Source organism: Acinetobacter sp. 1207_04 (assembly GCF_052850415.1).
In genome coordinates this window covers 80,465-105,385 of record NZ_VXCQ01000014.1, presented here as the reverse complement: position 1 = coordinate 105,385, position 24,921 = coordinate 80,465, and the positions used below count along the sequence as shown (strand labels likewise).

The following is a 24,921-nucleotide window of genomic DNA, read 5'->3' as shown; positions in this document are numbered from 1 at the left end:
AGATTAAAATTTTCATGTTTAAACCTTATTTTTACCCAATAAACGTTACAAAATGATGCGATTCTTCTTGTGTTTGAAATTGTGCAAAATATTGTATTGAAATTTTGCGCCATGTTGGTGCGTATACACACATGTGACGTCATTATTCAATTAACATCATCAATTGTCAAAATGGTCATTCAAAAAAATACAAAATTATTTTTTATTATTATTTCCTTGAATATGAGGAAAAACTGTCTTGTGATATAAGTACTTTTTTTTATTAATGAAAATATAAAATGGAATAATATAGAACCATCAATTCGTCTAAAGATACAACAATAAATTTAGTTTTTATGAGCCATTTTATTGATCTTTAAATGTCATTAATGCAAATAAAAGCTTTAGATTTACGATAAATTGACTGTTTTAATAGTAAATTTACTGATTATTTTTTATCTTTAAAATGGTGTTTTTTTGGCATAAAAGTCAAAACTAATCATCCGATGGTGTCTTATTTTTATGCTATAGGTGGGTTTGAATGTGGGATATCACGGTAAATTTCCTGTAAAAAACAATCGAAATGAAGAGCTCCCTATTTTTCATCATTGCTAAAATGAATACTAGGTATGTCGTAAAATTATATTTGTGAATCATGAGTTCAAAACATAGGTATTTATAAAATAAATATTGGGTGGTAATTTAAAAAAGTTCAATTAGAATCCAAAAATTGAACAAAAAACATATCCTGAGGAAAGCATCGTTTATCGATGTTGACTTGAAGAAAAATTAGCTTGAGGAATGCTCATGCAGATCGGAATCCCAACGGAAACTGTTGTCGGTGAAAGTCGTGTCGCTGCTACACCTGAAACAGTAAAGAAGTTGATTGGCGCTGGCCATACTGTAGTCATTGAACGTGGAGCGGGTAAAAGAGCCGCTTACATTGACAGTGCTTATGAACAGGTCGGAGCAAAAATCACGGAAGATGCCTATACAGGCAGTCAAATTATTTTGAAAGTTCGTTCTCCTCAGGGTGAAGAAATTCAAAAACTTACGCCGAATACAACAGTTGTGGCGATGTTTGACCCGTACCGTAATACTGAACTTGATCAGTTTGCGGCACAACAAGTCAATGCATTTGCGCTTGAGTTGTTACCTCGTACTTTATCTCGTGCGCAGAATATGGACGTGTTGTCTTCTCAGGCAAACTTGTCAGGTTACAAATCAGTTCTTTTAGCTGCAGCAGAATATCAACGTATGTTTCCAATGCTTATGACTGCAGCAGGTACTGTAAAACCTGCTCGTGTGGTGATCATGGGTGTGGGGGTTGCGGGCTTACAGGCAATTGCAACGGCAAAACGTCTAGGCGCTGTTGTTGAAGCAACAGATTTACGTCCAACAGCACGTGATCAGGTGGAATCACTTGGTGGTAAGTGGTTAGACGTTCCAATGTCGGATGAAGAAAAGCAAAAAGCTGCCGATGCTGCGAAGAATGGTTATGGTTGGATGCCGGGTGAAGAATATATCCGCGATCAAGCGATCATTGTTGATAAAGCTGTATCAAATGCTGACATCGTGATTACAACAGCTTTATTGCCGGGTCGTGATGCACCGCGTTTAATTAAAGCTGAAACCGTTGCCAAAATGAAACCGGGTTCTGTCATTTTAGATATGGCTGTAGAAACGGGTGGCAACGTAGAAGGTTCTAAGAACGGTGAAAATGTTGTCACTGACAACGGTGTCACGATTCTTGGTATTCCAAATATCCCTGCGACAGTGTCGACTGAAGCATCTGCATTGTATGCACGTAACGTGTTTAATTTCGTTGAAACTTTGTTTGATGCAGAGAAAAAATTTGTGTTGAATCAAGAAGATGAAATTCAAAAAGCACTTCTAGTAACTCATGGTGGTCAAGTACTGCTAAAGCGTGGTTAAGGAGAGTCATCATGGTTGAAACTATTACTATTTTCGTCTTAGCCATCTTTGTTGGTTACTACGTAGTTTGGGGTGTAACACCTGCATTGCATACGCCATTAATGGCAGTGACCAATGCATTGTCATCGATTATTGTTGTTGGTGCGATGATTCAAACGGTTGGTATTCCGGGTATTGTTGATGCAAGTGTGCAATTTCAATCAATCAATGTTGTTAGTGTGCTTGGCGCAATTGCAGTGTTCTTGGCAAGTATTAATATTTTTGGTGGTTTCGCAGTGACTGCGCGCATGCTTGAAATGTTTAAGCCAAAACAAAAAAAGAAAGAGGGCTAATCCATGGAATTCATTAAAGAATATGCAGATTGGTTCTACCTTGTTGGTGCTGTACTTTTTATTTTAACCTTACGTGGTTTGTCGGGTCCTAAAACAGCAATTCAAGGTAACCGTTACGGTATGATCGCAATGGCGATAGCTGTAATCACCACTTTCTTTGTTGCTGACCATCCTGTTGTGTGGATGATTGGTGGTGCAATGGTACTTGGTGCAGTTGTAGGTATTGCTCGTGCACGTACAGTTCCAATGACACAAATGCCTGAAACAGTTGCTTTGATGCACTCTTTAGTTGGTTTGGCTGCGGTATTGATTGCGATTGCTGCGATTTTGCATAACAATCAATTAACAGCTTTATTTGCTCAAAATGAATCAGTATTGACAGCTGCAGGCGTGCAACATGCACATATGAGCGGTGTTCATTTATTTGAACTGTTCGTCGGTTGTTTCGTTGGTGCAATTACATTTACAGCATCTGTTTTTGCTTACGGTAAATTGGCTGCGAAAAAATGGGCAAAAACCATTTCAGGTGCATGGGTTAAACCTGTACAAGCAATCATTTTCCTTGCAATGTTGGCATGCGGTATCTTGTTCTTTACCACAGGTAATATGCAAGCATTCTGGGCAATGACAGCACTTGCACTTGTCTTTGGTTGGGTGTGGATTGCACCAGTCGGTGGTGGTGATATGCCTGTAGTTGTATCGCTTCTAAACTCATTCTCGGGTTGGGCTGCGGCAGGTATTGGTTTTACACTTGAAAACAACATGTTGATCGTTGCTGGTTCGCTTGTTGGTTCATCGGGTGCAATTCTGTCTTACATCATGTGTAAAGCAATGAACCGTTCAATCATCAACGTATTGTTTGGTGGAACGATGGGTGCAGCAGCACCCGTTGCGGAAGCAGGCGATAAAGTACAGCGTAATCATCGTTCAGGCTCTTCTGATGATGCAGGCTTCTTGATGTCAAATGCAGATAGTGTTGTGATTGTACCAGGTTATGGTATGGCGCAAGGTCGTGCACAAAATGCAGTAAAAGAACTTGCCAACACTTTAAAAGAACAAGGTGTAACGGTTCGCTTTGCGATTCACCCTGTAGCAGGTCGTATGCCTGGTCACATGAACGTACTTTTAGCTGAAGCTGATGTGCCTTATGAAGATATTTTGGAAATGGATGAAATCAACTCTGATTTCCCTGCAACCGATGTTGTACTTGTAATTGGTGCAAACGATGTTGTAAACCCAGCGGCGAAAGATGATCCAACATCTCCAATCTACGGTATGCCAATTCTTGAAGCGCATAAAGCACGTACAATCATGGTGATTAAGCGTTCTATGGCAACAGGTTATGCGGGGCTAGACAATGACTTGTTCTATAACGACAAGACAATGATGGTCTTTGGTGATGCGAAGAAAGTTGTTGAAGATATGACAAAAGCCATCAATGGTACGGGTCACTAATTCATTTAAGATTAAATCTATCTAAAACCTCCTTTAAAAAAAAAGGAAATTAATGAACCACCTTCGGGTGGTTTTTTGTGGTCTAATTTTGCAAAAGTCTGTTATAAAATATTGAATTGACTGAATCAGCATAAAAAAAGCGACCGAATGTGGTCGCTTTTGTTTGGATACTCAGCCGTGGTTTAGATCACGTACTAATTATGCCATAGGCTTATGCAACAGATTCTGGAGTTGCGCGCCAAAGGCTTTCCAAGTCATAGAATCTACGTGCTGTTGGCAACATAACATGCACAACAATTAAACCTAAGTCCACGAGGATCCATTCAGCATCACGTTCACCTTCAACACCAATCGGGCGGAAGCCAGCTTTACGAGCTTCTTCAGCGACATTGTCTGCAAGGGCTTTAATGTGACGAGTTGATGTACCACTTGCAATTACGATTGCATCAGATACATTGCTGACTGAACTCACATCCATAGCAAGGATATCTTTGGCTTTTACATCCAGCAGCGCTTCACGTACGACATTAAGACATGTCAATACATCTGGATTTTGAAAATTCATAGGGAGCTCTTTAGAATTAGAAGCGCTGGGCGATGGTTCAGAATTCATGTTAAGTCTATTTTCCTGACAATTACTCACTGTCTAATATACCCACTTTAATGAAAAATTTCAAATCAAGTATGTGAGTAAAAATTACTCTTAGGTAGATTGATGATTCGGGAAATATTTTTCTTTCCAAGCAAAGGACTGATTTGAATGTGATTGTGGCTTATATTCTGCTGCAATATAACCGCTATAGTGACTTTGACTGAGCCATTTAAAAATATTAGGAAAATCAATTTGTGCGGTGTCAGGCTCATGTCGTCCTGGACAGTCAGCAAATTGAATATGTCCAATCACATCAATATTTTCTTGTAGTGCTGTTAGGACATCTTCACCCATCATTGCCATGTGGTAACAGTCATATTGCATTTTAAGCATAGGGTGTTGTACGACTTCAAGTATTTCTTGTGCTTGGGCAATATTTTGAATGAGGAAGCGAGGCATATCTGTGCCGTTAATCATTTCAAAAACAGGCTGAATCAACTGCTCTGTCAGCATACGACATGCCATTTTTAGATTGATTGCTAGGGTGTTTAAGCAAGGTAATAAGTCGGCATCATGCGGTTGTTTTCCTGCCAAAATATTGACGCGTGGAATATTTAGTGCAGATGCATATTCTATGGCTTTTTCAACAGCTTGATGAAACTCAATTTCACGTCCAGGGATACCTGCTAAGCCATCACCACCTTGCATTAGATCGCCTGCAGGAACATTGATCAGGCAAATGTGAAGATCGTATATTTCCATCTGCATGCGAATTTCATCAATCGAAAGTTCATAAGGAAACTGAATTTCAATCGTGTGAAATCCATGTGCATGAGCCAATGCAAAGCGTTCAATCAATGGGACTTCGGTGAAAATCATCGATAAATTTACAGCCAATTGCGTTGTCATACGTGTGCTCCATGCAGATGAAAATAAATTTAACGTTTAGACTCAACCTGATAAATCACCGTTGCAAGATCAGCTTCAGCATAACCTTGTTGCTGATGACTTTTTAATTGTGATAATGCTTGTCGTGCAACAGGAATATCTAAATTAAATTTTTCAGCAAGTGTTAAAGCATTGTTGAGATCTTTGGAAAGCGTTTGAACTTTCCATTGTATAGGTTCAAAAGTATGCGTTGCCATGCGCGGTGTCAAGATCTGAAAAGGCTTAGAGTCTGCAAAACCACCTGCAAGTGCAGGGGCGAGAAGAGTAGTGTCTACGCCTGCTTGTGCTGCCAGCGCAACAGCCTCTGCAATGAGTGTACTATTTGCAGCGACAATCAGTTGATTGCAGATTTTAGTGGCTTGTCCTGTGCCTGTTCCACCCATACGTGTCACACGCTGCGAAAGTACATTATAAATTAGGCTTAAATCTTGGATGATATTCTCTTGTCCACCTGCAAAAATTACCAATGTGCCATTTTCAGCGCCTGCCGTTCCACCTGAAACAGGGGAGTCAATCCAATGACAGCGTTTGCTCTGTGCTTGATCTGCAAGTTGTGTAGTTTGATCAACAGATAGGCTTGAGAAGTCAACAATTACTTGATCGGTTTTTAAAAAAGGCTCGATTTGAGCATAAACAGATTTTACTGCTGAATCATCGGCTAAACAGGTCAAAATCACAGGATAGTCGGCAATATCGCTGAGTTCTAAAGGATATCCACCAATCTCAATAATCTGCTCACAAGCAGAAGGCGTACGGTTCCAGACTGCAACATGAAAACCCGCTTGAATTAGACGGGTTGCCATGCGACTCCCCATTAAACCCATGCCTAGAAATGCAATTTTTGTTTGAATATCAAAGTGCATAACTTTTCCTAAAAATTAAATTATGATTCCAATTTAAATTAGTTAAATTAAAGTTTACTTATATTGACGTGGTAAAAACTGAACTTCGGGGTTCTTATCTTTTTTACGTGCAATTTGGCTATTTTTACCAAGTAGTAGTTTTAATTGCCAAATTTTTTCTAAACGTAAAGATTTGGTTGGTGCATGTTCCATAGCATCTAAAACACGTTTTGCTGCGGTTAAGGCATCAGGTGAGCGTTGTAACATTTCAGTCGCAATTTTTTGTGCTCGTTCGAGAGGCGATCTACTGAGATGTGTCACCAAGCCAATGTCTTTGGCATATTGACCATCAAAAATACGTGCCGTTAATGTCAGTTCTTTTGCTAAATCTAAACCAATCACGCCTTTGAGTGAGCGTGTTAGACCCATGTCGGGAACTAAACCCCAACGGCTTTCCATAATCGACATTTGTGTTTCAGGATGTGCAATGCGAATGTCCGCAGCTAAAGCGAGTTGCAAACCTGCACCAAAACAAAAACCTTCAAGTGCTGCAATTACAGGTACGGGGAGTTCTTGCCAAATTAAAAATGCTTTTTGGAACAGACTTTGACCTGGTTTAATCAATTCCCAAGCGGCAAATGCAGTATTTTTAGGGCTATTTAAATCTGCAAGGTCAATGCCTGCGCTAAATACATTGGCTTCACCAGTTAAAATGACGCAGCGAATAGAGCGATCTTTTTTAATTTTTTGTGCCGTAGAAACAAGTTCTTTGAGCAGTGCAAAGCTCATAGCATTGCGTTTTTCAGGACGGTTTAAATAGACAGTTGCAATACCATCTTTTTTTTCAATACGTAATAAAGCCATGCATTTTCACTCTTGTTTGTTTTTGCTGAATCAGAATTTTATGACTTGAGCATAGCATGCTGTTTCTGATGTTACATGACAGTACAGTCACGGAAATATGTAAGCAACACGATTCTTATTGATCACTCAACTTTAAGCAGGCTATTTGAGTAAAATCGCAATATTTCCCTGCATTAAATTGCATGAAAGGAGTCGTGAGCGAGAATACTTCTTTTTATACATGATGTTAAAAATTCAAAACTTGTTTTGCTGCACTTTCAACTTCATGAATGACAAGTTGTAGTTCATCGAAGCATTGTTGGGTGTGATGAATGAATGCATCATCGGCTTTTTTACGTTCTTTACGTAAGGTCGACACAAACTGTTCAAATTCACCTGTGGTTTTTTGCAGTTTTGGTACCCCGACATAGCGTGTTGCTCCATAAAGGCGATGTAGCACATGCTCAAGTTGAGGGAAATCTTCAAGTTCAATGAGTTGTTCAATTTCAGTGAGTTCAGTTGGGAAGCTATCTACTAACATTTTGAGTAAATCTTGTGCTAAATCTTCTTTGTTCGCTGCCAACTGTAGGCTTTGTTTCCAATCTAAAATATTGTGATCTAATGCTTCAACGATAACGGTATTTTCTGTTACTTGAAGCGGTTTAATAAACTTATCTGCTGTCCAATGGGTCAAAATTTGAATAATTTGATCAATTTGAATCGGTTTAGTGACATAGTCATCCATACCCACTTTGAGAAGTTTTTGTTTTTCATCGGCAAGGGCATGCGCTGTGAGAGCAATAATTGGCATGCGCATACCATCAAGGGTGGATTCAAGCGAGCGAATGGCACGTGTGGTATCAATACCAGACATGACAGGCATTTGAATGTCCATAAAGACCAAGTCAAAAGGCTTTAAGCCCTGATCAATATTGAGTTGTAAGATATTTAAAGCTTCCTGACCACTTTGTGCTTTGGTGGTTTTGACATTCAATTCACCAAGCAATGCCTCAAGTACAATTAAGTTGGGTAAATGGTCATCTACTGCCAAAATGTGTAAATCTCGCCCTTTAAAATCTTTATGTTGTTCAGGCTCAAAAATGGGTTTGTTTTTCAGTAGTTGAATCAGTGCAGTACGACTGAGAGGTTGATACAGTGGTCGTGCATTAAATTTGGCAATCATGCTTGGGTCAAGCATCATTTGATAACCGTAGACTGCAATATGCCCTTGATAACGGCCACGAATTTCACGCAATAAGGCTTCAGTATCGCCACTATGGTCGACAATCAGCCATGTATCATCTGATTCTTTAGGTAAGTTATTTAAGCGACTGAATAAATCTAAAATAGACTGAGTTTCGGTATGTTGAACATCATAATTTTCAAGATAATGACGTAAAACATTCGCTGTTGCAGGATGAGCTAAATAGGACACCACTTGCATGTCTGTAAATTTTGGATGCTCAAAGATCGAATCTTCATCTGTTTTCAGTACGGCTGTAAACCAGAAAGTTGAACCTTTCTCAGTCGGTGCACGTTCTTGGTTATCTTCGAAACCAATTTGTCCTTGCATGAGATGTACAAGTTGTTTGGAAATTGCGAGTCCAAGTCCTGTACCGCCAAACTGACGAGTCACAGAAGCATCACCTTGAGAGAATGACTCAAATAGACGTTTACGGTCTGTACCGCTTAAACCAATACCACTGTCTTGAACACTGAAATGCAATAAACATTGTCCAATGTCATCATCTTCTATACGTACCCGAACAATGATTTCACCATCAGGAGTAAATTTAATGGCATTGGAAATGAGATTGGTTAATATTTGTTTTACGCGTAAAACATCGCCAATCACATGCTTAGGCACGTTGTCAGCATAGTAAAATGCCATATCAATGTGTTTTTGCGCTGCGAGTGGTGAAAGCATGTCCATCACATCAAACACTGCTTCTTCTAAGTCAAAAGGTGCAGTTTCAAGTTCGAGTTTTCCTGCATCAATTTTAGAAAAATCAAGGACATCATTGATTAATGCGAGTAAGTGAGCCGATGATTTACGAATAGTTTGCAAGTATAAACTTTGATCGTTGCTCAAGTTGTCTTGACGCAATAATAAATGTATAAATCCATCAATACTGTTTAGTGGTGTACGTAATTCATGGCTGATATTGGCTAAAAAAACTGATTTAGCTTGATTCGATGAAATTGCCTGATCACGCGCTTGTTTGTAGGTAATATTCTGTACTTCGAGCGTATCTAGTGTTCTTCGTAAGTCATCTTCAGTTTGTTCTGTGTGTTCTTTGAGTTCTAAGAAACTGAAATGTAGGCGTTTGACCACATTGGCAATGTCTCGTTGTAATAGACGCAGTTCACCTGTACTGTTAATCACCATGTGCTGATCAAGCGTGTCAGCATTTAGGCGTTGTAATTGCATGCGAATTTCGTACATCGGGGCAATCCAACGCCGTGAATAAAAATTCAAACACAATAGTAATAAAAGAAGTGTCAATAAGCCTGTGGTAATTACCGCAATCAGTACGCGATAGCGTGAAATTTCTAAAGGTTGGTTATCGAGTTCAACCATCAACCATAATTTAGGTTGATCAGCTTTAGTCGGAAGAAGTGCACCATAAACATGATTGTTTTTATAAGTGATGGGGCCAAAAAAAGTATTTTGTTTGCTTGGGATAACCCAATCGCGTTGACCTTGAAAGCCAATATTTAAAATTTGTTGATTTTTTTGATTGATAATACTTGCACCACGAACATACTGTTCATGAAATAAACTTTGTAAAATATGCTCGGCTTCATCTTTTTTTTGTGGATTTTTCGCCACCATATCAGCCAACTGCACAGCCGTAAATTGATAGCGACTTAAAATTGCAATTGCACTTGAGCGTTGTTGGTTTTTCGCAGAATTTGATGTTTCTGATAAAACTAAAGCTGCACCAACACACGAAATGATCATGATGGGAACGAAAATGAGCGCAATCAGTTGACCGTAAGCATGATTGAGTTTTAAGCGTTTAAAGAGTTTCTTATTGAAATTCGACATCCATTGAACCACACGTTCCCCATGTCAGGCATATTAGCATGCTTTATAAAAAATGCTGATGCTTTAATCAGTCTGAATAAATTGCGCCAAAAAGTGTGCAGGCAGAAGTATTTTTTCATACAATAGGCGCACCTCGATATAGGTACACCTAATGACTGATACACAACCTAATTTTTTAGCGGATGAATTTTTACTTGACCATTATGTAGGGAAAACCCCTCTAGTCCGCTTGCAACGCTTGCCAAGTCATACGCAGGCAACAGTATTGGCAAAGCTAGAAGGCAATAATCCAGCAGGCTCGGTGAAAGACCGTCCAGCATATAACATGATTATGAAAGCTGAACAGCGTGGTCAAATAAAACCAGGTGATACTTTAATTGAGGCAACGAGTGGTAATACAGGCATTGCACTTGCAATGGTTGCAGCCATGCGTGGCTACAAAATGAAACTCATTATGCCCGCAGGTTCAAGCCAAGAACGTAAAGATGCCATGCGTGCATATGGCGCTGAATTGATTGAATCTGAAAATATGGAACAAGCACGAGACATGGCTTTGAAAATGCAAAGCGAAGGTCAAGGCTTGGTTCTCAATCAATTTGGTAATCCTGATAATGTTGAAGCACATTACTTGACGACAGGGCCTGAAATTTGGCAACAAACAGAAGGTAAAATTACTCATTTCGTCAGTTCTATGGGAACAACAGGGACGATTATGGGGATTTCTAAATATTTAAAAGAACAAAATCCTGAGATTCAAATTGTCGGTTTACAACCTTCAGAAGGTTCAAATATTGCAGGTATTCGCCGTTGGCCACAAGAATATTTGCCGACGATTTTTGAACCAAAACGTGTAGATCGGATTATGGATATTCCGCAAATTGAAGCGGAAAAAACAGCACGTCGCTTGGCACGAGAAGAAGGGATTAGTGCGGGTGTTTCATCGGGCGGTGCTGTTTGGGCATCGGTGAAAATCGCAGAAGAAAATCCTGATGCAGTCATCGTGTGTATTGTTTGTGATCGTGGAGATCGTTATTTATCTACAGGTTTATTTTCAGTTCAAGACTAATGGTTTTTAGTTCAGGACTGATTCATTTTAATTTTGAAAGTTGAGCAATCATCATGCGCCTACCTGTTTTAGTATTTGATATTGAAACGTTAACTGATTTGAAATCGGGGGCGCATTTGTATGGCTTAGATTTGCCTGAGCAAGATTTAGAAAGTGCATTGACGAAACTGCGTCGTCAAGAATCAGGCAGTGAGTTTCAACGTCTGCCTTTACATGAAATTGTGTGTATTTCTGGTTTATGGATTGATGAAAAAGGCACAATGAAATTGTTTTCGTTTAGTCGAGAACAGTGGTCTGAAGCAGAAATTTTAACAAAATTTTTATCAATATTTGATAAACGTCATCCGACTTTGGTCAGTTGGAATGGCTCACAGTTTGATTTACCTGTGATTTTATTCCGTGCGATGTATCATGGTTTATCAGCAGCGGCCTTGTTCGATCAGGGTGAGATTGATACGCAAAAGCGCTATAATAACTATCAAAATCGCTATCATCATCGTCATGTAGACTTGATGGACGTGATGGCAATGTTCAATGGTCGTAACTTTCAAAAGCTCGATGATATTGCGCATTTGTTCGGTTATCCGGGCAAGCGTGGCATTGTGGGTTATCACATTCCAACCTATGTTAAAAATGAGCAATGGCTTGATTTAACAAGTTATTGTGAAGGTGACGTACTCAATACATGGTTGATTTTCTTACGTTGGGCATTACTGAAAGGTCAATTGTCACAGCATGATCATCAATTGTGGATTCAAGCCACGATTCATTATTTACAGGGTCTGCCTCAGCAGGCTGAATTTTTACAGGTATGGCGTGAAACTTCACAATACAGTGAGTTTACCGCACAAGATTTTACATCTGTCATTCCTCCATTAGATTAGGTATTTCTTTGAAACACAACGCTCGAACTCGTCCTGCTCAACTTCCACAATATACGTTTAAAGTTGAGAAACTTTCACATGAAGGTCGAGGAATAGCGCATTACTGTGCGGAGCAAGACCATCCAAAAGAAAAACAAGGTAAAAAAGTCTTTATTCGTTATGCCTTACCAGGTGAAACGGTCAAAGTACAAATTACACGCCAAGTTTCTAAGCTTGAAGAAGCCGATAAAATCAAGCTCATTAGTGAGCCATCTCAAGATCGTATTGAGCCGATTTGCCCACACTTTACTCAGTGTGGTGGTTGTAATATGCAACACATTCATGAAGATATGCAGATCCGTTTAAAACAGGATGTGCTCAAATCACATTTTAGTCATTTTGCTGGTTTAGAGCCGCAAGAATGGTTAGCACCAATTCGTTCATTGCGTACAGATTACCGCCATAAAGCTCGTATAGGCGTGCGTTATTTACTAAAAAATAATAAGTTATCGATGGGATTTCGTGCAGCCAATAGTAATCAGTTGATTGATATTTATACCTGTAAAATTTTAGATCAGCAGTTAGATGAGGCATTACCCGAAATTCGGGTATTACTCGAAAGTCTAACAGGCAAAGCGACAATTGGTCATATAGAATTGGCAAAAGGTGATGATGAAATTTCCTTATTGATTCGTCATACTGAAAAATTAAAAGAGCATGATGTCAACCTATTGCGACAATATGCGTTACAGAAGAAGTGGCAGTTATATTTGCAACCTGCAGGTGTTGATAGTGTTCATCGTGTTGATGATGCAGAAGCTCCAAAGCAATTACATTATAAACTGAATGAATTTGATATTGAGTTTGCCTTTCATCCGACAGATTTTACGCAAGTCAATCCAACGGTCAATGTGCAAATGATGAAAATGGCATGTGAATTGCTTGATTTAAAACAAGGTGAAAGTGTTCTTGATTTGTTTTGCGGATTAGGAAATTTTTCGTTACCACTAGCTCGTACCGTTGGTGTACAAGGTCATGTTGTTGCTGTAGAAGGCAGTACTGAAATGGTTAAACGGGGTACAGAAAATGCACTGAATAATGGGATTGCCAATGTTAAATTCTATTCACAAGATTTAACGCAGGATTTTTCACAACATTCTTGGGCAAAGCAGGGTTTTGATGCATTATTGATTGATCCACCACGTTCAGGTGCGGAAGAAGTCATGCAGTATATTCCTAAATTTGGTGCACAAAGAATCGTTTATGTTTCATGTAATCCAGCTACTTTAGCTCGGGATGCGGGAATTTTGACCCAATACGGTTATCAGTTAAAAAAAGCAGGTGTGATGGATATGTTTACCCACACAGGGCATGTCGAATCCATTGCTTTATTTGAAAAGAAACAAGAGATAAACGGTTAAAAATGAGTAGTACAGTCAGAGGAGAGTGGTATGGTCACAGTGCGTGAACAGTTACCTGGAAGACTCACCGAGTTATCTGAGGAAACGACTGTAGAACATGCCGAGGAAGCGCAACAAGGGTTAAATGCTTGGTTAGCGCGGGTGAGCGGTATACTTGATGGTGCCAAGCTTAATCAACTGTCAGAAGTTGCAACGCTGGTTTTACAACGTGAGCTTAATATTGCATCGGGGCATAAAAGTAATTCTTTTTCGACAGGCTTGGGAATGGCAGACATTCTTGCGCATTTACATGTCGATGAAGATACTTTATCCGCAGCGTTGCTTTATCGTAGTGTTCGTGAAGACATTATTACACTCGATGAGATTCGTCAAAAATTTGGTGAGAGCGTTTATAGCCTCGTCAAAGGTACTTTGGCGATGGGTAAACTGTCTGAACTAATTGAGAAAAATAAGCGCCTCGAAGATCATTTTAATAACAATCAACGAGAGCATTTGTCTGGCATTTATAAAATGCTGATTTCGGTGACGGAAGATGTCCGTGTTGTTCTCATTAAGTTGGCAGAACGAACATTTGCACTGCGTGAATTGACGACATCAACTAAAGAACGTCAAGAACGTGTTGCACGAGAAATTCTCACGATTTATTCGCCATTGGCACATCGTTTAGGCATTGCACAGTTAAAATGGGAGCTCGAAGATTTAGCTTTCCGTTATTTGGCACCTGAGCGTTATAAAGAGATTGCATCTCTACTTAATGAAAAGCGTTTAGAGCGTGAGCAATATATTCAGTTTGTCGTTGAAAAACTTAGAAATGAACTTGCAGAACATGATATTCATGCTGAAATTTCAGGTCGGGTAAAACATATTTACTCAATTTATCGAAAGATGAAGAGTAAAAATCTGAGTTTTGATCAGTTATATGATATTCGTGCAGTACGTGTATTGGTCAATGATGTTTCTGAGTGTTATCACGCTTTAGGTCTTGTTCATCAAATTTGGCGACACATTCCACATCAGTTTGATGATTACATTACCAATCCGAAAGCTAACGGTTATCGCTCACTGCATACAGCGGTGATTGCTGAAAACAAATCGCTTGAAATTCAGATTCGTACTGTAGAAATGCATGAAGAAGCGGAGTTAGGTGTGTGTTCACACTTTAACTATAAAGAAGGGTCTAAAAATACCGATTATTCATTTAACCATCGTTTGCATTCTTTGCGTGCGGTGCTTGAGCATTATCAAGAGCGCACTGAAACGAGTGCACATCCGAATGAAGATGAAACTGAAGATTTTGAACAAATTCAAGATTTTGAAGGTTTTGAAAAAATCTATGTGTTCAGTCGTGATGGCGATATTCGAGAGCTACCGCGAGGTTCAACGGTACTTGATTTTGCTTATCATGTGCATACTGAAGTTGGTAATAAATGCTACGCGGCACGTGTCAATCAGCGTTATGTGCCATTAACCTACACCTTAAAAACAGGTGAACAGGTTGAAATTTTAACTAAAAAAGATCGCGAACCAAATCGTGATTGGTTGGTAAATTCGCTCGGTTACATTAAGACTTCACGTGCACGAGATAAGTTACGTCATTGGTTTAGGCAGCAAGATCGTAGTAAAAATCTTGAGGTTGGGCGTGAAATTCTGAATAAAGAATTATCTCGTTTAGCGATTCACCCGAAAAGTATTGATTTAAGTGATTATACCAATTATTTCAATGTGAAATCGGGTGAGGATATTTTGGTTGCTTTGGTTAATGGAGATATCGGTCTTCATTCATTGATCAATCAAGTCAATCGACATATGCACCTCGATCAGGATGAACCTGAACTTGTATTGAAGCCAACATTAAATCCACGTGCAAGCCATACATTGTCTGCGCATGGCATTCTTATTGATGGTCTTGATAATGTGGAATTACATGTTGCACAGTGTTGTCAGCCTGTACATGGTGAATCGATTGCAGGATATATCACACTCAATCGTGGTGTGAGTATTCATAAAGTCGAATGTTCTGATTATTTGCGTATGATCAAGAATGAACCTGAGCGTGCTGTAGAAGCTGATTGGGAAATGCAACCGACACGAGGTCAAAGTGTACAAATTGTGGTGGATGCATATGATCGCCGTGGTTTGCTTAAAGATTTGACTCAGGTGATTTTCTCCGACCAAATCAATATTCGTCAAGTTAATACTATTTCAGAATCGGATGGTATTGCCAATATGAAACTCTTGATTGAAGTCAAAGGTTTAGCACAACTTTCCCGTTTACTTGCTCGACTTGAGCAACAACCAGGAATTATTAGTGCAAGACGTTTGGTACAAGGAAACTAAAGCATTTTCATTCGATAGTGATAAAAAAACCTGCTTTATGCAGGTTTTTTTAGGAAAAATTAAAATTTGAACTGCTTATAGTGTTGGTAAATACCGCTGTTTTCGATAATTGATGTGTATAAGTGGTTTGAAAATATTTATGATTTACGACTAATAAAAATGTTACTCAGTCGGTTGATAAATTGGGGGCTTTTATTTGAAAGTTGATACATAATTTTAGTTTTTAAGCCAATAGGGGTATGTGTTGGGGTGAAAATGGAATCTTTAGTTTTAACTAAAGTAAGGATTTCATCGGCAACATTTTGAGGTGTTAAGCTTACGCCAATATTTTGAATACTTGCAGCATCCATATCTTTGATCATTGCAGTTTGGACAAACAATGGCATCACATCAAGCACACGAATACCATATTGCTCCCATTCAACATCTAAACCTTCGGTAATGCCTCGTACGGCAAATTTGCTTGCAGAATAAGATACTAAGTCAGCTTGCCCATAAATTGCAGACGCAGAGGAAAGGTTAATTACACGTGCAAACCGTGCTTTACGAAGGAGTGGTAAGGCTGCGTGACAACCATTCAGAACACCTTTCACATTAATATCAATGGTGCGGTGGTGTGCTGAAATGTCGGTTTTTACGAAATCACCTGAATATAAAATTCCAGCATTATTGACTAAAATATTGAGCTCCCCAGCCCATTCACTAAACTCTTGTAGCGCAGTTTGCCATTGATCATATTGGCAGACATCGAGCTTTCCTGCCTTGGCATTAATTCCTAACTGTGTTGCAAGTTCTTGTGCTAAAGCTTCATTTAGATCATAAATTCCGACTTTATAGCCTTGTTGATAAAACAAGCGTGCGATGGCTGCACCAATGCCTTGAGCAGCACCACTAATAAAAATACTTTGATGCATTGAAATTCCTTTTAGTTTTGTAAAATGAGAAGATTTTATTTTCTTTAGTTGTACATAAAATGCCTGTTGATAACAAGGAACTTCAGTCACTCTTATGATCTGCTATGCTGACGAGCAAACTTTGGTTGTGGGAGAATGATGTGGAACAGTTACTAGCGATTATGGAAAAACTACGTGCAGAATGCCCTTGGGATCGAGAACAAACGCCAGAGTCATTAACTCAATATGCTATTGAAGAAGCCTATGAGGTTGAAGAGGCGGTGCGTTCAGGTCATACAGATGATGTACGTGATGAGCTTGGTGATTTACTTTTACAAGTGGTTTTTCAATCGCAAATGTATAATGAGCAAGGTGCTTTTGATTTTAATGATGTTGTGAATGCTGTTTGTCAGAAACTCATTCGTAGACATCCACATGTATTTCAAAAAGAAAAATTTGAAAATTTAGATGCAGATCAAGTGTCTGTATTGTGGAAAGAAATCAAACAACAAGAAAAACAAGGTAAAGTGCAGAGTCGTTTGGATCAAGTCAAACATGGTTCAGCCATCATACAAGCGGAGAGTATTCAGAAAAATGTGGCTGAAATTGGATTTGATTTTGCAACAGTTCAAGATGCCTTTGACAAAGTTGAAGAAGAAATTGCAGAATTTAAAGAAGCTATGAGCGATCAAAATTCCGATGAAATGCTAGCAGAATTTGGTGATTGTTTATTTTCATTTATTAATGTTGGTCGTAAACTTGGGCTATCGAGTGAGATGGCATTATTAAGCACCAATTATAAATTTAAAACACGTTTTGCTTATATTGAGCAACAAGTGAAAAAACAGCAGAGAACATTGACTGAGCTAAATCTTCAGGAAATGGATGCGCTGTGGGATGAAGCAAAACAACATTTACAAAACAATCAAAATAATATTGAGGCAGGTGTAAAACCTGCAATTTAGCAGGAAAATCGGTATGAAATTAGACTTTTTTATTCGTTCTTTTGGTTGGCTTATGTTGTGTATGGTTAGTTTTACCCATGCACAACAATATGATCATAACTATTTGAAATGGAAAGAAACTCAACAAGCACAAGATGAAAAACTAAAACTAAAAGGAAAAGTACCTACCTCACCGAATCACTATTTATCACGTCCTGTTGTTCAGCCTGTAGCGGTGATAAAACAGGGTGCAACGATCAGTCAGGGAAAAATTAATTTAAATACTGCAACGGTAGATGAATTGCAGCAGTTAAATGGTATTGGTTTAAAAAAAGCACAAGCCATTATTGATTATCGAGTAAAACAAGGAAAGTTTAAAAATATTGAGGAGTTGAATAATGTGAAAGGTATTGGCCCTAAATTATTTGAAAAAAATAAGAATCTCATTCGAGTTTAGAAATAAATCGTTTATTTACCTTTTATCTTGATGTGAAATAATCATCAACTTAACGCATCGAATGGGGGATAATAAATTGCCCTTTGGTTGTGTAAGCGATATGATTGGCATAATGATTATATTTACGTCCTGACCTGGGAGACAGCGTCTTTTGCAAACTTTGCATGCGTCCAAGTGTGGATTATCCACCGCTCAATTACCTTCTTCAATTTTAGATGTTATTGACTCCTTAACCAAAGCCGGCTATGAAGCATATATTGTCGGCGGTGGTGTGCGTGACTTAATGCTCGGTTTAAATCCTAAGGATTTCGATGCCGTTACCAATGCAACGCCGAATCAGGTCAAAGAAGTATTTGGTCGCCGTTGTCGAATTATCGGTCGTCGTTTTGAATTGGCTCATGTATATTCGGGTCGAGAACTGATTGAAGTTGCAACCTTCCGAGCACCACCGAAAAAAGCGGTGACCTCTGCTGCGGGTATGATTTTACGCGATAATAATTGGGGTACAATTGAAGAAGATTTCGTACGCCGAGATTTTTCAATCAATGCGATGTACTACCAACCACGTAAAGGCGAAGTGCTAGATTTCTGTAACGCGATTACAGATATAAAAGAAAAAACTTTACGCCTTCTTGGTGATCCTGCTCTACGTTTTGAAGAAGATCCAGTTCGTATGCTACGAACTTTGCGTTTTTCAGCTAAGCTCAATTTCAGTATTGATCCTGCCATTCTTAAAGTGTTTACTCCACAAATGACGGAACTACTGCGTGATGTATCACCGCACCGTTTATATGATGAGTCACAAAAATTATTCACCATGGGACATTTACATCGTGTGATGCCTATGTTGATTGAATTTGGCATTTGGCAACAATTGTTTGCTGAAATTCCACCTGTCATTACCACATTTATGGAACGCGCGGCTAAAAATACAGATCAACGTATTCAGATGGGTAAAACCATCAACCCAGCATTTTTCTATGCGGTGTTGTTGTGGAAACCATTTTTAGAGCGTTGTGAAGCACATCTTGCTAAAGGCATGGTTCCTGCTGAAGCGCGTGCGCAAGCTGGCTTAGATGTTCTTAAACGTCAAGCAACACGTACGATTATTCCACGGTTTGCTGAAACATTTATTCGTGAAGTTTGGGAAATGCAAACACGTTTGTTGAATCCTAAACCACAGCAAATTGCGGCATTATCGAATCATGCGCGTTTCCGTGCAGGTTTTGACTTCCTATTGTTGCGTGAAAAGTCAGGCGATGAAACAGCTCAAGGTATGGGTACTTGGTGGGATGCTTACCAAAATATGTCTGCCGATGAAAAAGAACGTGCGATTAGTCAATACAATCGTCAACGTGCTAAGAGTCGTCGTAAAGCAACAACAGAAGCTGTGGTTGAAGAACCAAAGCAAGTGTCTGCTGAAATTGAACCCTTAGTAAAAGAAAGCGAAGCTCGTACTCGTCGCTCACGTAAAACCTCTTCAGAGCGTGATGGTCGAGATCAGCGTGGTACATATGATTCACGTAGCCGTAATGATGCGCGTGGTGGCAGTAATGCACGTGTCCAAAGTAATCCGAATGAAATCAATGCAGATCATCCGATTATGAAACGTAGACGGGTACAGCGTGATTTAACACAGGTGGTCTTTGGACCGACTCAATGAGCATAGTCACTTATATTGGTATGGGTAGTAATCTTGGTGATTCTGCTCAAATTCTCAAAGAGGCTGTTGCGCAGTTAGCGACGCTCGGTACAGTTAGTGTCTCAAGGTTATATCAAAGTCCTCCAATGGGACCACAAGATCAACCGAATTATCATAATGCAGTTGCTCGTTTAGTGACTGATCTTGAGCCATTGTTATTACTTGATGAATTACAACGCTTTGAACTTGAATCTGGGCGTGTACGTTTACGTCATTGGGGAGAGCGTACACTCGATTTAGATATTTTGCTTTATGGCGAAAAAAATATTATAAATGATCGGCTCACGGTACCGCATATTGGTATTCTTGAGCGTGATTTTGTGGTGATTCCTTTATTGGATTTAGATGCCGAACTTCAAATAAATGGTATCGCACTGCATAGTCTAGATCTAGTACAGCAGTCAACCCTGACTGTACTCGAAGGTTCGTCTTGGGCACAACATTAATCAAATGTTGTATAACCGAGCAGCACGCATTGATAGAGGATGATTGTCATGATTAGTCTAAGTGATTTAAGACAATTTAAGCAGCAAGGGCGTAAGTTTTCATGTCTGACTTGTTATGATGCAAGTATGGCAAAAGCAATGGAACTTGCTGAAATTGACAGTATTTTAATTGGTGACTCGTTGGGTATGGTCGTGCAAGGGCATGATTCAACCTTACCTGTCACTGTAGCCGATATGGCATATCACACTGCGGCTGTACGTCGTGGCAATCAACATTCATTTATTATGTGTGATTTGCCTTTTATGAGCTATGCGACTCTGAATGATGCATTAGTGAACTCTCGTACTGTTATGCAGGCGGGTGCACAAATGATTAAAATTGAGGGTGGTGCATGGTTGTCTGAAACAGTACAAGTTTTGACCCGTAATGGTGTGCCAGTTTGTGTACATTTAGGCTTAACACCGCAGTCTGTACATGTATTTGGTGGTTATAAGTTACAAGCAAAAACACGTGAAGCGGCTGATCAATTAATTGCAGATTGTAAAGCTGTGGTAGATGCAGGCGCAGCAATTTTATTGCTTGAATGTGTGCCTTCACAACTGGGTTCAGAAATTGCTGCGTTATTTCCAAATGTTCCTGTGATTGGTATTGGTGCAGGCGTTGAAACAGACGGTCAGGTGCTTGTCGTTCAAGATATGCTTGGATTGACCTTTGGTCGTGTGGCACGTTTTGTGCGTAATTTTATGAAAGAGCAGTCTGGTGAAATGGCAATTATGGATGCATTTAAGGCATACCACGTTGCAGTACAAGATAAAACATTCCCTGCAAAAGAACATATATTTCAGGTTGAGCTGTAAACATGAAAACTGAAACAACAATTCAAGGTTTATCTGCATCATTAAATCCTGCACGTTCAGCACGAAAAACGATTGGTTTTGTGCCAACAATGGGGAATTTACATCAAGGTCATTTAAATCTTGTACGTGAAGCACGCAAGCTGTGTGATGTGGTTGTCGTCAGTATTTTTGTCAATCCAATCCAGTTTGGGCCAAATGAAGATTTTGATAACTATCCACGTACTTTAGAACATGACAGTCATCTACTTGCAGAAGTGGGTTGTGATATTGTTTTTGCACCAACAGTTGAGCAAATGTACGGTAAACAGCCTCGTTTGACCAATATTAGCGTGGGCGAAATCACCAATGATTTGTGTGGTTTGCAACGCCCAGGTCATTTTGATGGCGTGGCTGTGGTGGTGACTAAGTTATTCAATATTGTGCAACCTAACTTTGCATTTTTTGGGCAAAAAGATTTTCAACAATTGGCTGTGATTAAACAGTTGGTTCGTGATTTGAATATGCCGTTAGAAGTCATTGGTGTGCCGATTGCACGTGCAGAAGATGGTTTAGCTTTAAGTTCTCGTAACGGTTATTTAACCGAACAAGAACGTCAAACTGCACCTGTGATTCATCAATCATTAAAAGTGGCTGAAAAAGCATTACAGGGTGGAACAGCACTTGATCTAAGCCTTGAGCAAATTCGTGCGGCATTGACTCAAGCAGGTCTTGTTGTCGACTACATTGAAGCACGTACGCCTATGTTACAAAAGGTGGCTCAGTTTGATCAGGATGTTATCTTGTTTGTCGCTGCAAAATTAGGTAAAACACGTTTAATTGATAATCTACAGGTTAAACACTCTGTAGGATAATAAATGCAGTTAATTTAACTGTTAAATCACTATTTTAGGATCGCTATGCCATGAAGCGTATACTTATCGTGACAGGACAATCAGGTTCAGGGAAATCATCTGCATTGCAGGTGTTAGAAGATCTTGGTTATTACTGTATTGATAATTTACCTTTGGCATTGCTACCTGAAATTGTGGAAAAACTCGATAAAGAAAATAATCTTGAGCAACTCGCACTTGGTGTAGATGTGCGCAGTACACGAGCAGATTTACAAGAATTTGACCATGTATTCCAAGTATTACAAAGACATGGCTCAGTTGATGTCATTTATTTGACCACACGAGATCAAGAGCTGATTGCACGATTTAGTGCATCTAGACGACCACATCCATTGTCTGTACGTTATCAAAGCTTAAACGAATGTATTCAAGAAGAAAAAACTTTACTTTTGCCTATTCAACTTCGAGCAACGGTACATATTGATACTACCGACAAAAGTGTACATGATTTAAAAGATACACTGTTGTCGAAACTCGGACAGTCCGATAAACTTATCTTAATTCTACAATCATTTGGTTATAAACACGGCATTCCATTAGATGCTGATTTTGTCTTTGATGTTCGACATTTACCTAACCCACATTGGGATTTGGAGTTGCGAAAATTTTCGGGTTTAGATGAGCCAATTCAAAAGTTTTTACAATCGAGTGATCAAGCCAATGAGATGTATCAGGATATTTACTCTTTTTTAAATAAGTGGTTGCCTGCATTTGCAGAAGGACATCGTCATTATATAACGGTGTCCATTGGATGTACGGGTGGACAGCATCGTTCTGTTTATATTGTCGATAGATTACAGAAGGCTTTACAAGCTGAATGGTCTGTTCAGGTCTTACACAGGGAAATGAAGCACTGGTCATGATTGATACAACAGTTGACGTAATTAATAAATTAGGGTTACATGCGCGTGCATCAGGAAAGCTGATTGAAGTCACGACCCAATTTCGTTCATCGATTCAAATTGGGAAGGACGATAAATTAGTCGATGCCAAGAATATTCTTTCCTTACTCATGCTTGGAGCAGGTAAGGGAACCACTTTGCGTTTAGTGATTGAAGGTCCAGATGAGGAAAAAGCACTCTCTGAAGTTCAGGCACTTTTCGCTGCAAAATTTTATGAGGCAGATTAATCGTGGCACGTCGTACGCAACGTTTTACTGAAGATGACTTTGAATCTTTAGAAGGGCGTGCAAGTAAAACTGAACAAAAGAAAGCTGTGCAACGCATGGCTGCTTTAGGTGAACAACTTGCAGAGCTATCTAAAAAACAAATTTTAGCCTTACCGGTTGAAGAACGTTTGATTGAAGCTTTGCTTGATGTTCAATTGATTAGCTCACATGAAGCACGTCGTCGCCAATTTTTACGTATTGGTAAATTATTACGCAATGAAAATGAGACGGTAATTTTATCTTATTTGACACCAAAACAGGGTGCAAAGAAGACGGCACAATTATTACGTTGGGTTGATCGTATTGTGGCTCAGGGTGATCCTGCAATTAAAGAGTTTATTAAGACTTATAATGCTGCAGAGCATCATGCGATTCGTCAGCATAGCTTGCGTATTATTCGTGATATTAAGCAAGAAAAATCTGCTGAAGTGATCGCTGAGTCAAAGTTGAATTTATTTAACTATGCGCAGCAAGTGGCTTTGATCTCTGAAAATAGTAAATAAATTTGATGTATTTAATTAAGCGACTTCGGTCGCTTTTTTAATGTCTGCTATTTCATCGGTCTGAGCATTAAATAGATTGCTATAATTAAAATATGTGACTAAAATCACATTATTATTTATAAATGAATAATTTTTACACATAATAATTTAGAGTAATTAGAAATGATAAAATTTATATTGCCTGTTTTAATAGGGGGAAGTGTTGGGTTGGTTGGATGTTCATCTACAAATTCAGTTTCAAAAGTTACTGTACCTGTAGTTGCAGACCAAAGTCAGCTTTTGGTGAATGAGCTTAAAAAAGGCTTATCTTTATATTTTGGAAATAATTCAGCAACAGTTGAAGATAAGTATGATATTTACCTTGCAGCAGCCTCTCAATTTTTGAAAAAAGATATGGGGTATGTTTTAGTTTTACAAGGGTTTACGGATAGCAGTGGTGGAAGTGCAACGAATAAACGTATCTCCTTGGAGAGAGCAAATGCGGTACGTAATCAAATGATTCGAGAGTATGGAGCTAATCCATCACAGATTATTGCAAGTGGTTTAGGTTCTGCACAACCGATTGCGAGCAATGCAACATCTGAAGGTCGTGCTAAAAATAGACGTGTAACAGCAACATTGAGACTACGGTAAAGATTTATTTTTCAGCAGACTTTTAGTGTATGTAACGTCATTCAGACTCCAGACTGACTGGCGTTATTTTTTAGTAAATAAGTTATGAAATTTGAACTTTAGATTAGATTTATAAGTGATTAAGACTAGAAGCGATAAAAATTTTATCGCAAAGTACTTCAATTTTTTTATATTTAGATCGAATATAATACTGATAACTTCATTAAAATAGTATGTTGACCTGAATTATGGATATTCCAAAACAGTTGCAAGATTTACCTGCCAATGGTGGACTTTATGCGATTTGGATGTTGTTTCAACATTATGAGGTTGATCTTGAAATAACAGATCTTGTTCAGCTGTGTCGCCATACTGAGGATGAGGGAACTTCAACCATTAGTCTTGCTGTTGCATTAAAACAACTTGGTCTACATGTTTCCTTTTATACAGATCCTGATTCTGATTTACAGCCGACGGAACAATGGTTTTATCAAAAAGCTGCAGAGATGAGTATTCCTGTTCAAGCTGCAATTGAATATGCTCAAATCTTACAAGCAATTGAGCAAGGCAAATTTGTGATTGTGTATTACGATACTTTAGATGGTGTTGGCAATCATTCTCTTATTTATTCAGCTGACTCAGAAGAAGTCTGTTTCTTTGATAGTTTTGATGCGATGCCGATAGCAGTTTTTGAGCAACAACGCCAAGCTGAGGGTATTTGTCGCCAAGTGATTATTATTGGTGAATAAAAACTATTGCTAAATAAAAAATTAGTCCATCTCG

24 protein-coding genes are annotated in these 24,921 nt (G+C 38.9%); 18 read left to right on the top strand and 6 right to left on the bottom strand.

Translation table 11 applies throughout. The features are described 5' to 3' along the window. The first annotated feature begins 786 nt into the window (after positions 1–786). Genes FW754_RS13290 through FW754_RS13280 form a run of 3 tightly spaced genes read left to right on the top strand, consistent with a single transcriptional unit; the run spans position 787 to position 3,701 of the window. Positions 787–1,914 (top strand): Re/Si-specific NAD(P)(+) transhydrogenase subunit alpha, encoded by a 1,128-nt coding sequence (locus FW754_RS13290; protein ID WP_446324895.1) that lies wholly within the window; start codon positions 787–789, stop codon positions 1,912–1,914. Between the two features lie 11 nt (positions 1,915–1,925). Continuing rightward, positions 1,926–2,246 carry a proton-translocating transhydrogenase family protein gene (locus tag FW754_RS13285; protein ID WP_409510829.1) on the top strand — a complete coding sequence of 107 codons (321 nt, stop codon included), beginning with the start codon at positions 1,926–1,928 and terminating at the stop codon, positions 2,244–2,246. Positions 2,247–2,249: 3 nt separating this feature from the next. Continuing rightward, the gene (locus FW754_RS13280) at positions 2,250–3,701 is read left to right on the top strand and encodes an NAD(P)(+) transhydrogenase (Re/Si-specific) subunit beta (RefSeq protein ID WP_446324894.1); all 1,452 of its coding nucleotides are present in this window, start codon (positions 2,250–2,252) and stop codon (positions 3,699–3,701) included. A gap of 211 nt (positions 3,702–3,912) precedes the next feature. Here the strand turns inward: FW754_RS13280 and rsfS are convergent, their stop codons facing one another. From rsfS to FW754_RS13255, 5 genes are all read right to left on the bottom strand, one after another. Further along, a complete protein-coding gene (gene rsfS, locus FW754_RS13275) occupies positions 3,913–4,314 on the bottom strand; it encodes a ribosome silencing factor (protein ID WP_409510831.1) in 402 nt (133 codons plus the stop codon). Between the two features lie 90 nt (positions 4,315–4,404). Next, positions 4,405–5,202 (bottom strand): hydroxypyruvate isomerase family protein, encoded by a 798-nt coding sequence (locus tag FW754_RS13270; protein WP_409510832.1) that lies wholly within the window; start codon positions 5,200–5,202, stop codon positions 4,405–4,407. Between the two features lie 29 nt (positions 5,203–5,231). Next, the gene (locus FW754_RS13265) at positions 5,232–6,104 is read right to left on the bottom strand and encodes an NAD(P)-dependent oxidoreductase (protein ID WP_446324893.1); all 873 of its coding nucleotides are present in this window, start codon (positions 6,102–6,104) and stop codon (positions 5,232–5,234) included. A gap of 54 nt (positions 6,105–6,158) precedes the next feature. Continuing rightward, positions 6,159–6,947: a crotonase/enoyl-CoA hydratase family protein gene (locus FW754_RS13260; protein WP_446324892.1), complete on the bottom strand. Its 789-nt coding sequence runs from the start codon at positions 6,945–6,947 to the stop codon at positions 6,159–6,161. Between the two features lie 226 nt (positions 6,948–7,173). Continuing rightward, positions 7,174–9,978: a GacS-like sensor histidine kinase gene (locus FW754_RS13255; RefSeq protein WP_446324891.1), complete on the bottom strand. Its 2,805-nt coding sequence runs from the start codon at positions 9,976–9,978 to the stop codon at positions 7,174–7,176. 151 nt (positions 9,979–10,129) lie between these two features. On the opposite strand from FW754_RS13255, the gene cysM reads away from it, so the two are divergent. From cysM to FW754_RS13235, 4 genes are read left to right on the top strand one after another with little or no spacing between them, the layout of a single operon-like run. Beyond that, entirely contained in the window at positions 10,130–11,044 is a 915-nt protein-coding gene (cysM, locus tag FW754_RS13250) for a cysteine synthase CysM (protein ID WP_409510836.1), read from the top strand. Positions 11,045–11,097: 53 nt separating this feature from the next. Next, positions 11,098–11,928: a 3'-5' exonuclease gene (locus FW754_RS13245; protein ID WP_409510837.1), complete on the top strand. Its 831-nt coding sequence runs from the start codon at positions 11,098–11,100 to the stop codon at positions 11,926–11,928. A gap of 8 nt (positions 11,929–11,936) precedes the next feature. Continuing rightward, entirely contained in the window at positions 11,937–13,328 is a 1,392-nt protein-coding gene (rlmD, locus tag FW754_RS13240) for a 23S rRNA (uracil(1939)-C(5))-methyltransferase RlmD (RefSeq protein ID WP_446324890.1), read from the top strand. A 30-nt stretch (positions 13,329–13,358) separates the two neighbouring features. Beyond that, positions 13,359–15,665, top strand: a complete 2,307-nt coding sequence (locus FW754_RS13235; protein WP_409510839.1) for a RelA/SpoT family protein — start codon at positions 13,359–13,361, stop codon at positions 15,663–15,665. A 137-nt stretch (positions 15,666–15,802) separates the two neighbouring features. Here the strand turns inward: FW754_RS13235 and FW754_RS13230 are convergent, their stop codons facing one another. Next, positions 15,803–16,579, bottom strand: coding sequence for an SDR family oxidoreductase (locus FW754_RS13230; RefSeq protein WP_409510840.1), 777 nt, complete (start codon positions 16,577–16,579; stop codon positions 15,803–15,805). Positions 16,580–16,719: 140 nt separating this feature from the next. Here FW754_RS13230 and mazG point away from each other — a divergent pair, with 140 nt between their 5' ends. The 11 genes from mazG to FW754_RS13175 all read left to right on the top strand — a co-directional run bounded on the left by mazG (position 16,720) and on the right by FW754_RS13175 (position 24,887). Further along, complete coding sequence (gene mazG / locus FW754_RS13225) at positions 16,720–17,523, top strand: nucleoside triphosphate pyrophosphohydrolase (protein WP_409510841.1); 804 nt, start codon at positions 16,720–16,722, stop codon at positions 17,521–17,523. 13 nt (positions 17,524–17,536) lie between these two features. Beyond that, entirely contained in the window at positions 17,537–17,959 is a 423-nt protein-coding gene (locus FW754_RS13220; protein WP_446324889.1) for a ComEA family DNA-binding protein, read from the top strand. Positions 17,960–18,110: 151 nt separating this feature from the next. Then, positions 18,111–19,622, top strand: coding sequence for a polynucleotide adenylyltransferase PcnB (pcnB, locus tag FW754_RS13215; protein ID WP_409510843.1), 1,512 nt, complete (start codon positions 18,111–18,113; stop codon positions 19,620–19,622). Then, positions 19,619–20,107, top strand: a complete 489-nt coding sequence (folK, locus tag FW754_RS13210) for a 2-amino-4-hydroxy-6-hydroxymethyldihydropteridine diphosphokinase (protein ID WP_446324888.1) — start codon at positions 19,619–19,621, stop codon at positions 20,105–20,107. Before pcnB ends, folK begins: the two co-directional genes overlap by 4 nt. Before the next feature lie 48 nt (positions 20,108–20,155). Next, positions 20,156–20,965 carry a 3-methyl-2-oxobutanoate hydroxymethyltransferase gene (gene panB / locus FW754_RS13205; RefSeq protein WP_409510845.1) on the top strand — a complete coding sequence of 270 codons (810 nt, stop codon included), beginning with the start codon at positions 20,156–20,158 and terminating at the stop codon, positions 20,963–20,965. A 2-nt stretch (positions 20,966–20,967) separates the two neighbouring features. Next, a complete protein-coding gene (panC, locus tag FW754_RS13200; RefSeq protein ID WP_409510846.1) occupies positions 20,968–21,816 on the top strand; it encodes a pantoate--beta-alanine ligase in 849 nt (282 codons plus the stop codon). Between the two features lie 50 nt (positions 21,817–21,866). After that, entirely contained in the window at positions 21,867–22,718 is an 852-nt protein-coding gene (gene rapZ, locus FW754_RS13195; RefSeq protein ID WP_446324887.1) for an RNase adapter RapZ, read from the top strand. After that, complete coding sequence (locus FW754_RS13190; RefSeq protein ID WP_409510848.1) at positions 22,715–22,984, top strand: HPr family phosphocarrier protein; 270 nt, start codon at positions 22,715–22,717, stop codon at positions 22,982–22,984. The genes rapZ and FW754_RS13190 overlap by 4 nt, the downstream gene beginning before the upstream one ends. A gap of 2 nt (positions 22,985–22,986) precedes the next feature. Next, a complete protein-coding gene (gene yjgA, locus FW754_RS13185) occupies positions 22,987–23,526 on the top strand; it encodes a ribosome biogenesis factor YjgA (protein ID WP_409510849.1) in 540 nt (179 codons plus the stop codon). A gap of 162 nt (positions 23,527–23,688) precedes the next feature. Continuing rightward, a complete protein-coding gene (locus tag FW754_RS13180) occupies positions 23,689–24,159 on the top strand; it encodes an OmpA family protein (protein ID WP_419346379.1) in 471 nt (156 codons plus the stop codon). A gap of 227 nt (positions 24,160–24,386) precedes the next feature. Continuing rightward, positions 24,387–24,887, top strand: a complete 501-nt coding sequence (locus FW754_RS13175; RefSeq protein WP_419346380.1) for a cysteine peptidase family C39 domain-containing protein — start codon at positions 24,387–24,389, stop codon at positions 24,885–24,887. Positions 24,888–24,921: the final 34 nt, after the last annotated feature.

What these genes read in the sequence shown, in the direction of transcription:
- FW754_RS13290 (WP_446324895.1), top strand. Translation starts at nt 787, where the DNA reads ATGCAGATCGGAATCCCAACGGAAACTGTTGTCGGTGAAAGTCGTGTC.
- FW754_RS13285 (WP_409510829.1), top strand. Translation starts at nt 1,926, where the DNA reads ATGGTTGAAACTATTACTATTTTCGTCTTAGCCATCTTTGTTGGTTAC.
- FW754_RS13280 (WP_446324894.1), top strand. Translation starts at nt 2,250, where the DNA reads ATGGAATTCATTAAAGAATATGCAGATTGGTTCTACCTTGTTGGTGCT.
- rsfS (WP_409510831.1), bottom strand. Translation starts at nt 4,314, where the DNA reads ATGAATTCTGAACCATCGCCCAGCGCTTCTAATTCTAAAGAGCTCCCT.
- FW754_RS13270 (WP_409510832.1), bottom strand. Translation starts at nt 5,202, where the DNA reads ATGACAACGCAATTGGCTGTAAATTTATCGATGATTTTCACCGAAGTC.
- FW754_RS13265 (WP_446324893.1), bottom strand. Translation starts at nt 6,104, where the DNA reads ATGCACTTTGATATTCAAACAAAAATTGCATTTCTAGGCATGGGTTTA.
- FW754_RS13260 (WP_446324892.1), bottom strand. Translation starts at nt 6,947, where the DNA reads ATGGCTTTATTACGTATTGAAAAAAAAGATGGTATTGCAACTGTCTAT.
- FW754_RS13255 (WP_446324891.1), bottom strand. Translation starts at nt 9,978, where the DNA reads ATGTCGAATTTCAATAAGAAACTCTTTAAACGCTTAAAACTCAATCAT.
- cysM (WP_409510836.1), top strand. Translation starts at nt 10,130, where the DNA reads ATGACTGATACACAACCTAATTTTTTAGCGGATGAATTTTTACTTGAC.
- FW754_RS13245 (WP_409510837.1), top strand. Translation starts at nt 11,098, where the DNA reads ATGCGCCTACCTGTTTTAGTATTTGATATTGAAACGTTAACTGATTTG.
- FW754_RS13235 (WP_409510839.1), top strand. Translation starts at nt 13,359, where the DNA reads ATGGTCACAGTGCGTGAACAGTTACCTGGAAGACTCACCGAGTTATCT.
- FW754_RS13230 (WP_409510840.1), bottom strand. Translation starts at nt 16,579, where the DNA reads ATGCATCAAAGTATTTTTATTAGTGGTGCTGCTCAAGGCATTGGTGCA.
- FW754_RS13220 (WP_446324889.1), top strand. Translation starts at nt 17,537, where the DNA reads ATGAAATTAGACTTTTTTATTCGTTCTTTTGGTTGGCTTATGTTGTGT.
- folK (WP_446324888.1), top strand. Translation starts at nt 19,619, where the DNA reads ATGAGCATAGTCACTTATATTGGTATGGGTAGTAATCTTGGTGATTCT.
- panB (WP_409510845.1), top strand. Translation starts at nt 20,156, where the DNA reads ATGATTAGTCTAAGTGATTTAAGACAATTTAAGCAGCAAGGGCGTAAG.
- panC (WP_409510846.1), top strand. Translation starts at nt 20,968, where the DNA reads ATGAAAACTGAAACAACAATTCAAGGTTTATCTGCATCATTAAATCCT.
- rapZ (WP_446324887.1), top strand. Translation starts at nt 21,867, where the DNA reads ATGAAGCGTATACTTATCGTGACAGGACAATCAGGTTCAGGGAAATCA.
- FW754_RS13190 (WP_409510848.1), top strand. Translation starts at nt 22,715, where the DNA reads ATGATTGATACAACAGTTGACGTAATTAATAAATTAGGGTTACATGCG.
- FW754_RS13180 (WP_419346379.1), top strand. Translation starts at nt 23,689, where the DNA reads ATGATAAAATTTATATTGCCTGTTTTAATAGGGGGAAGTGTTGGGTTG.
- FW754_RS13175 (WP_419346380.1), top strand. Translation starts at nt 24,387, where the DNA reads ATGGATATTCCAAAACAGTTGCAAGATTTACCTGCCAATGGTGGACTT.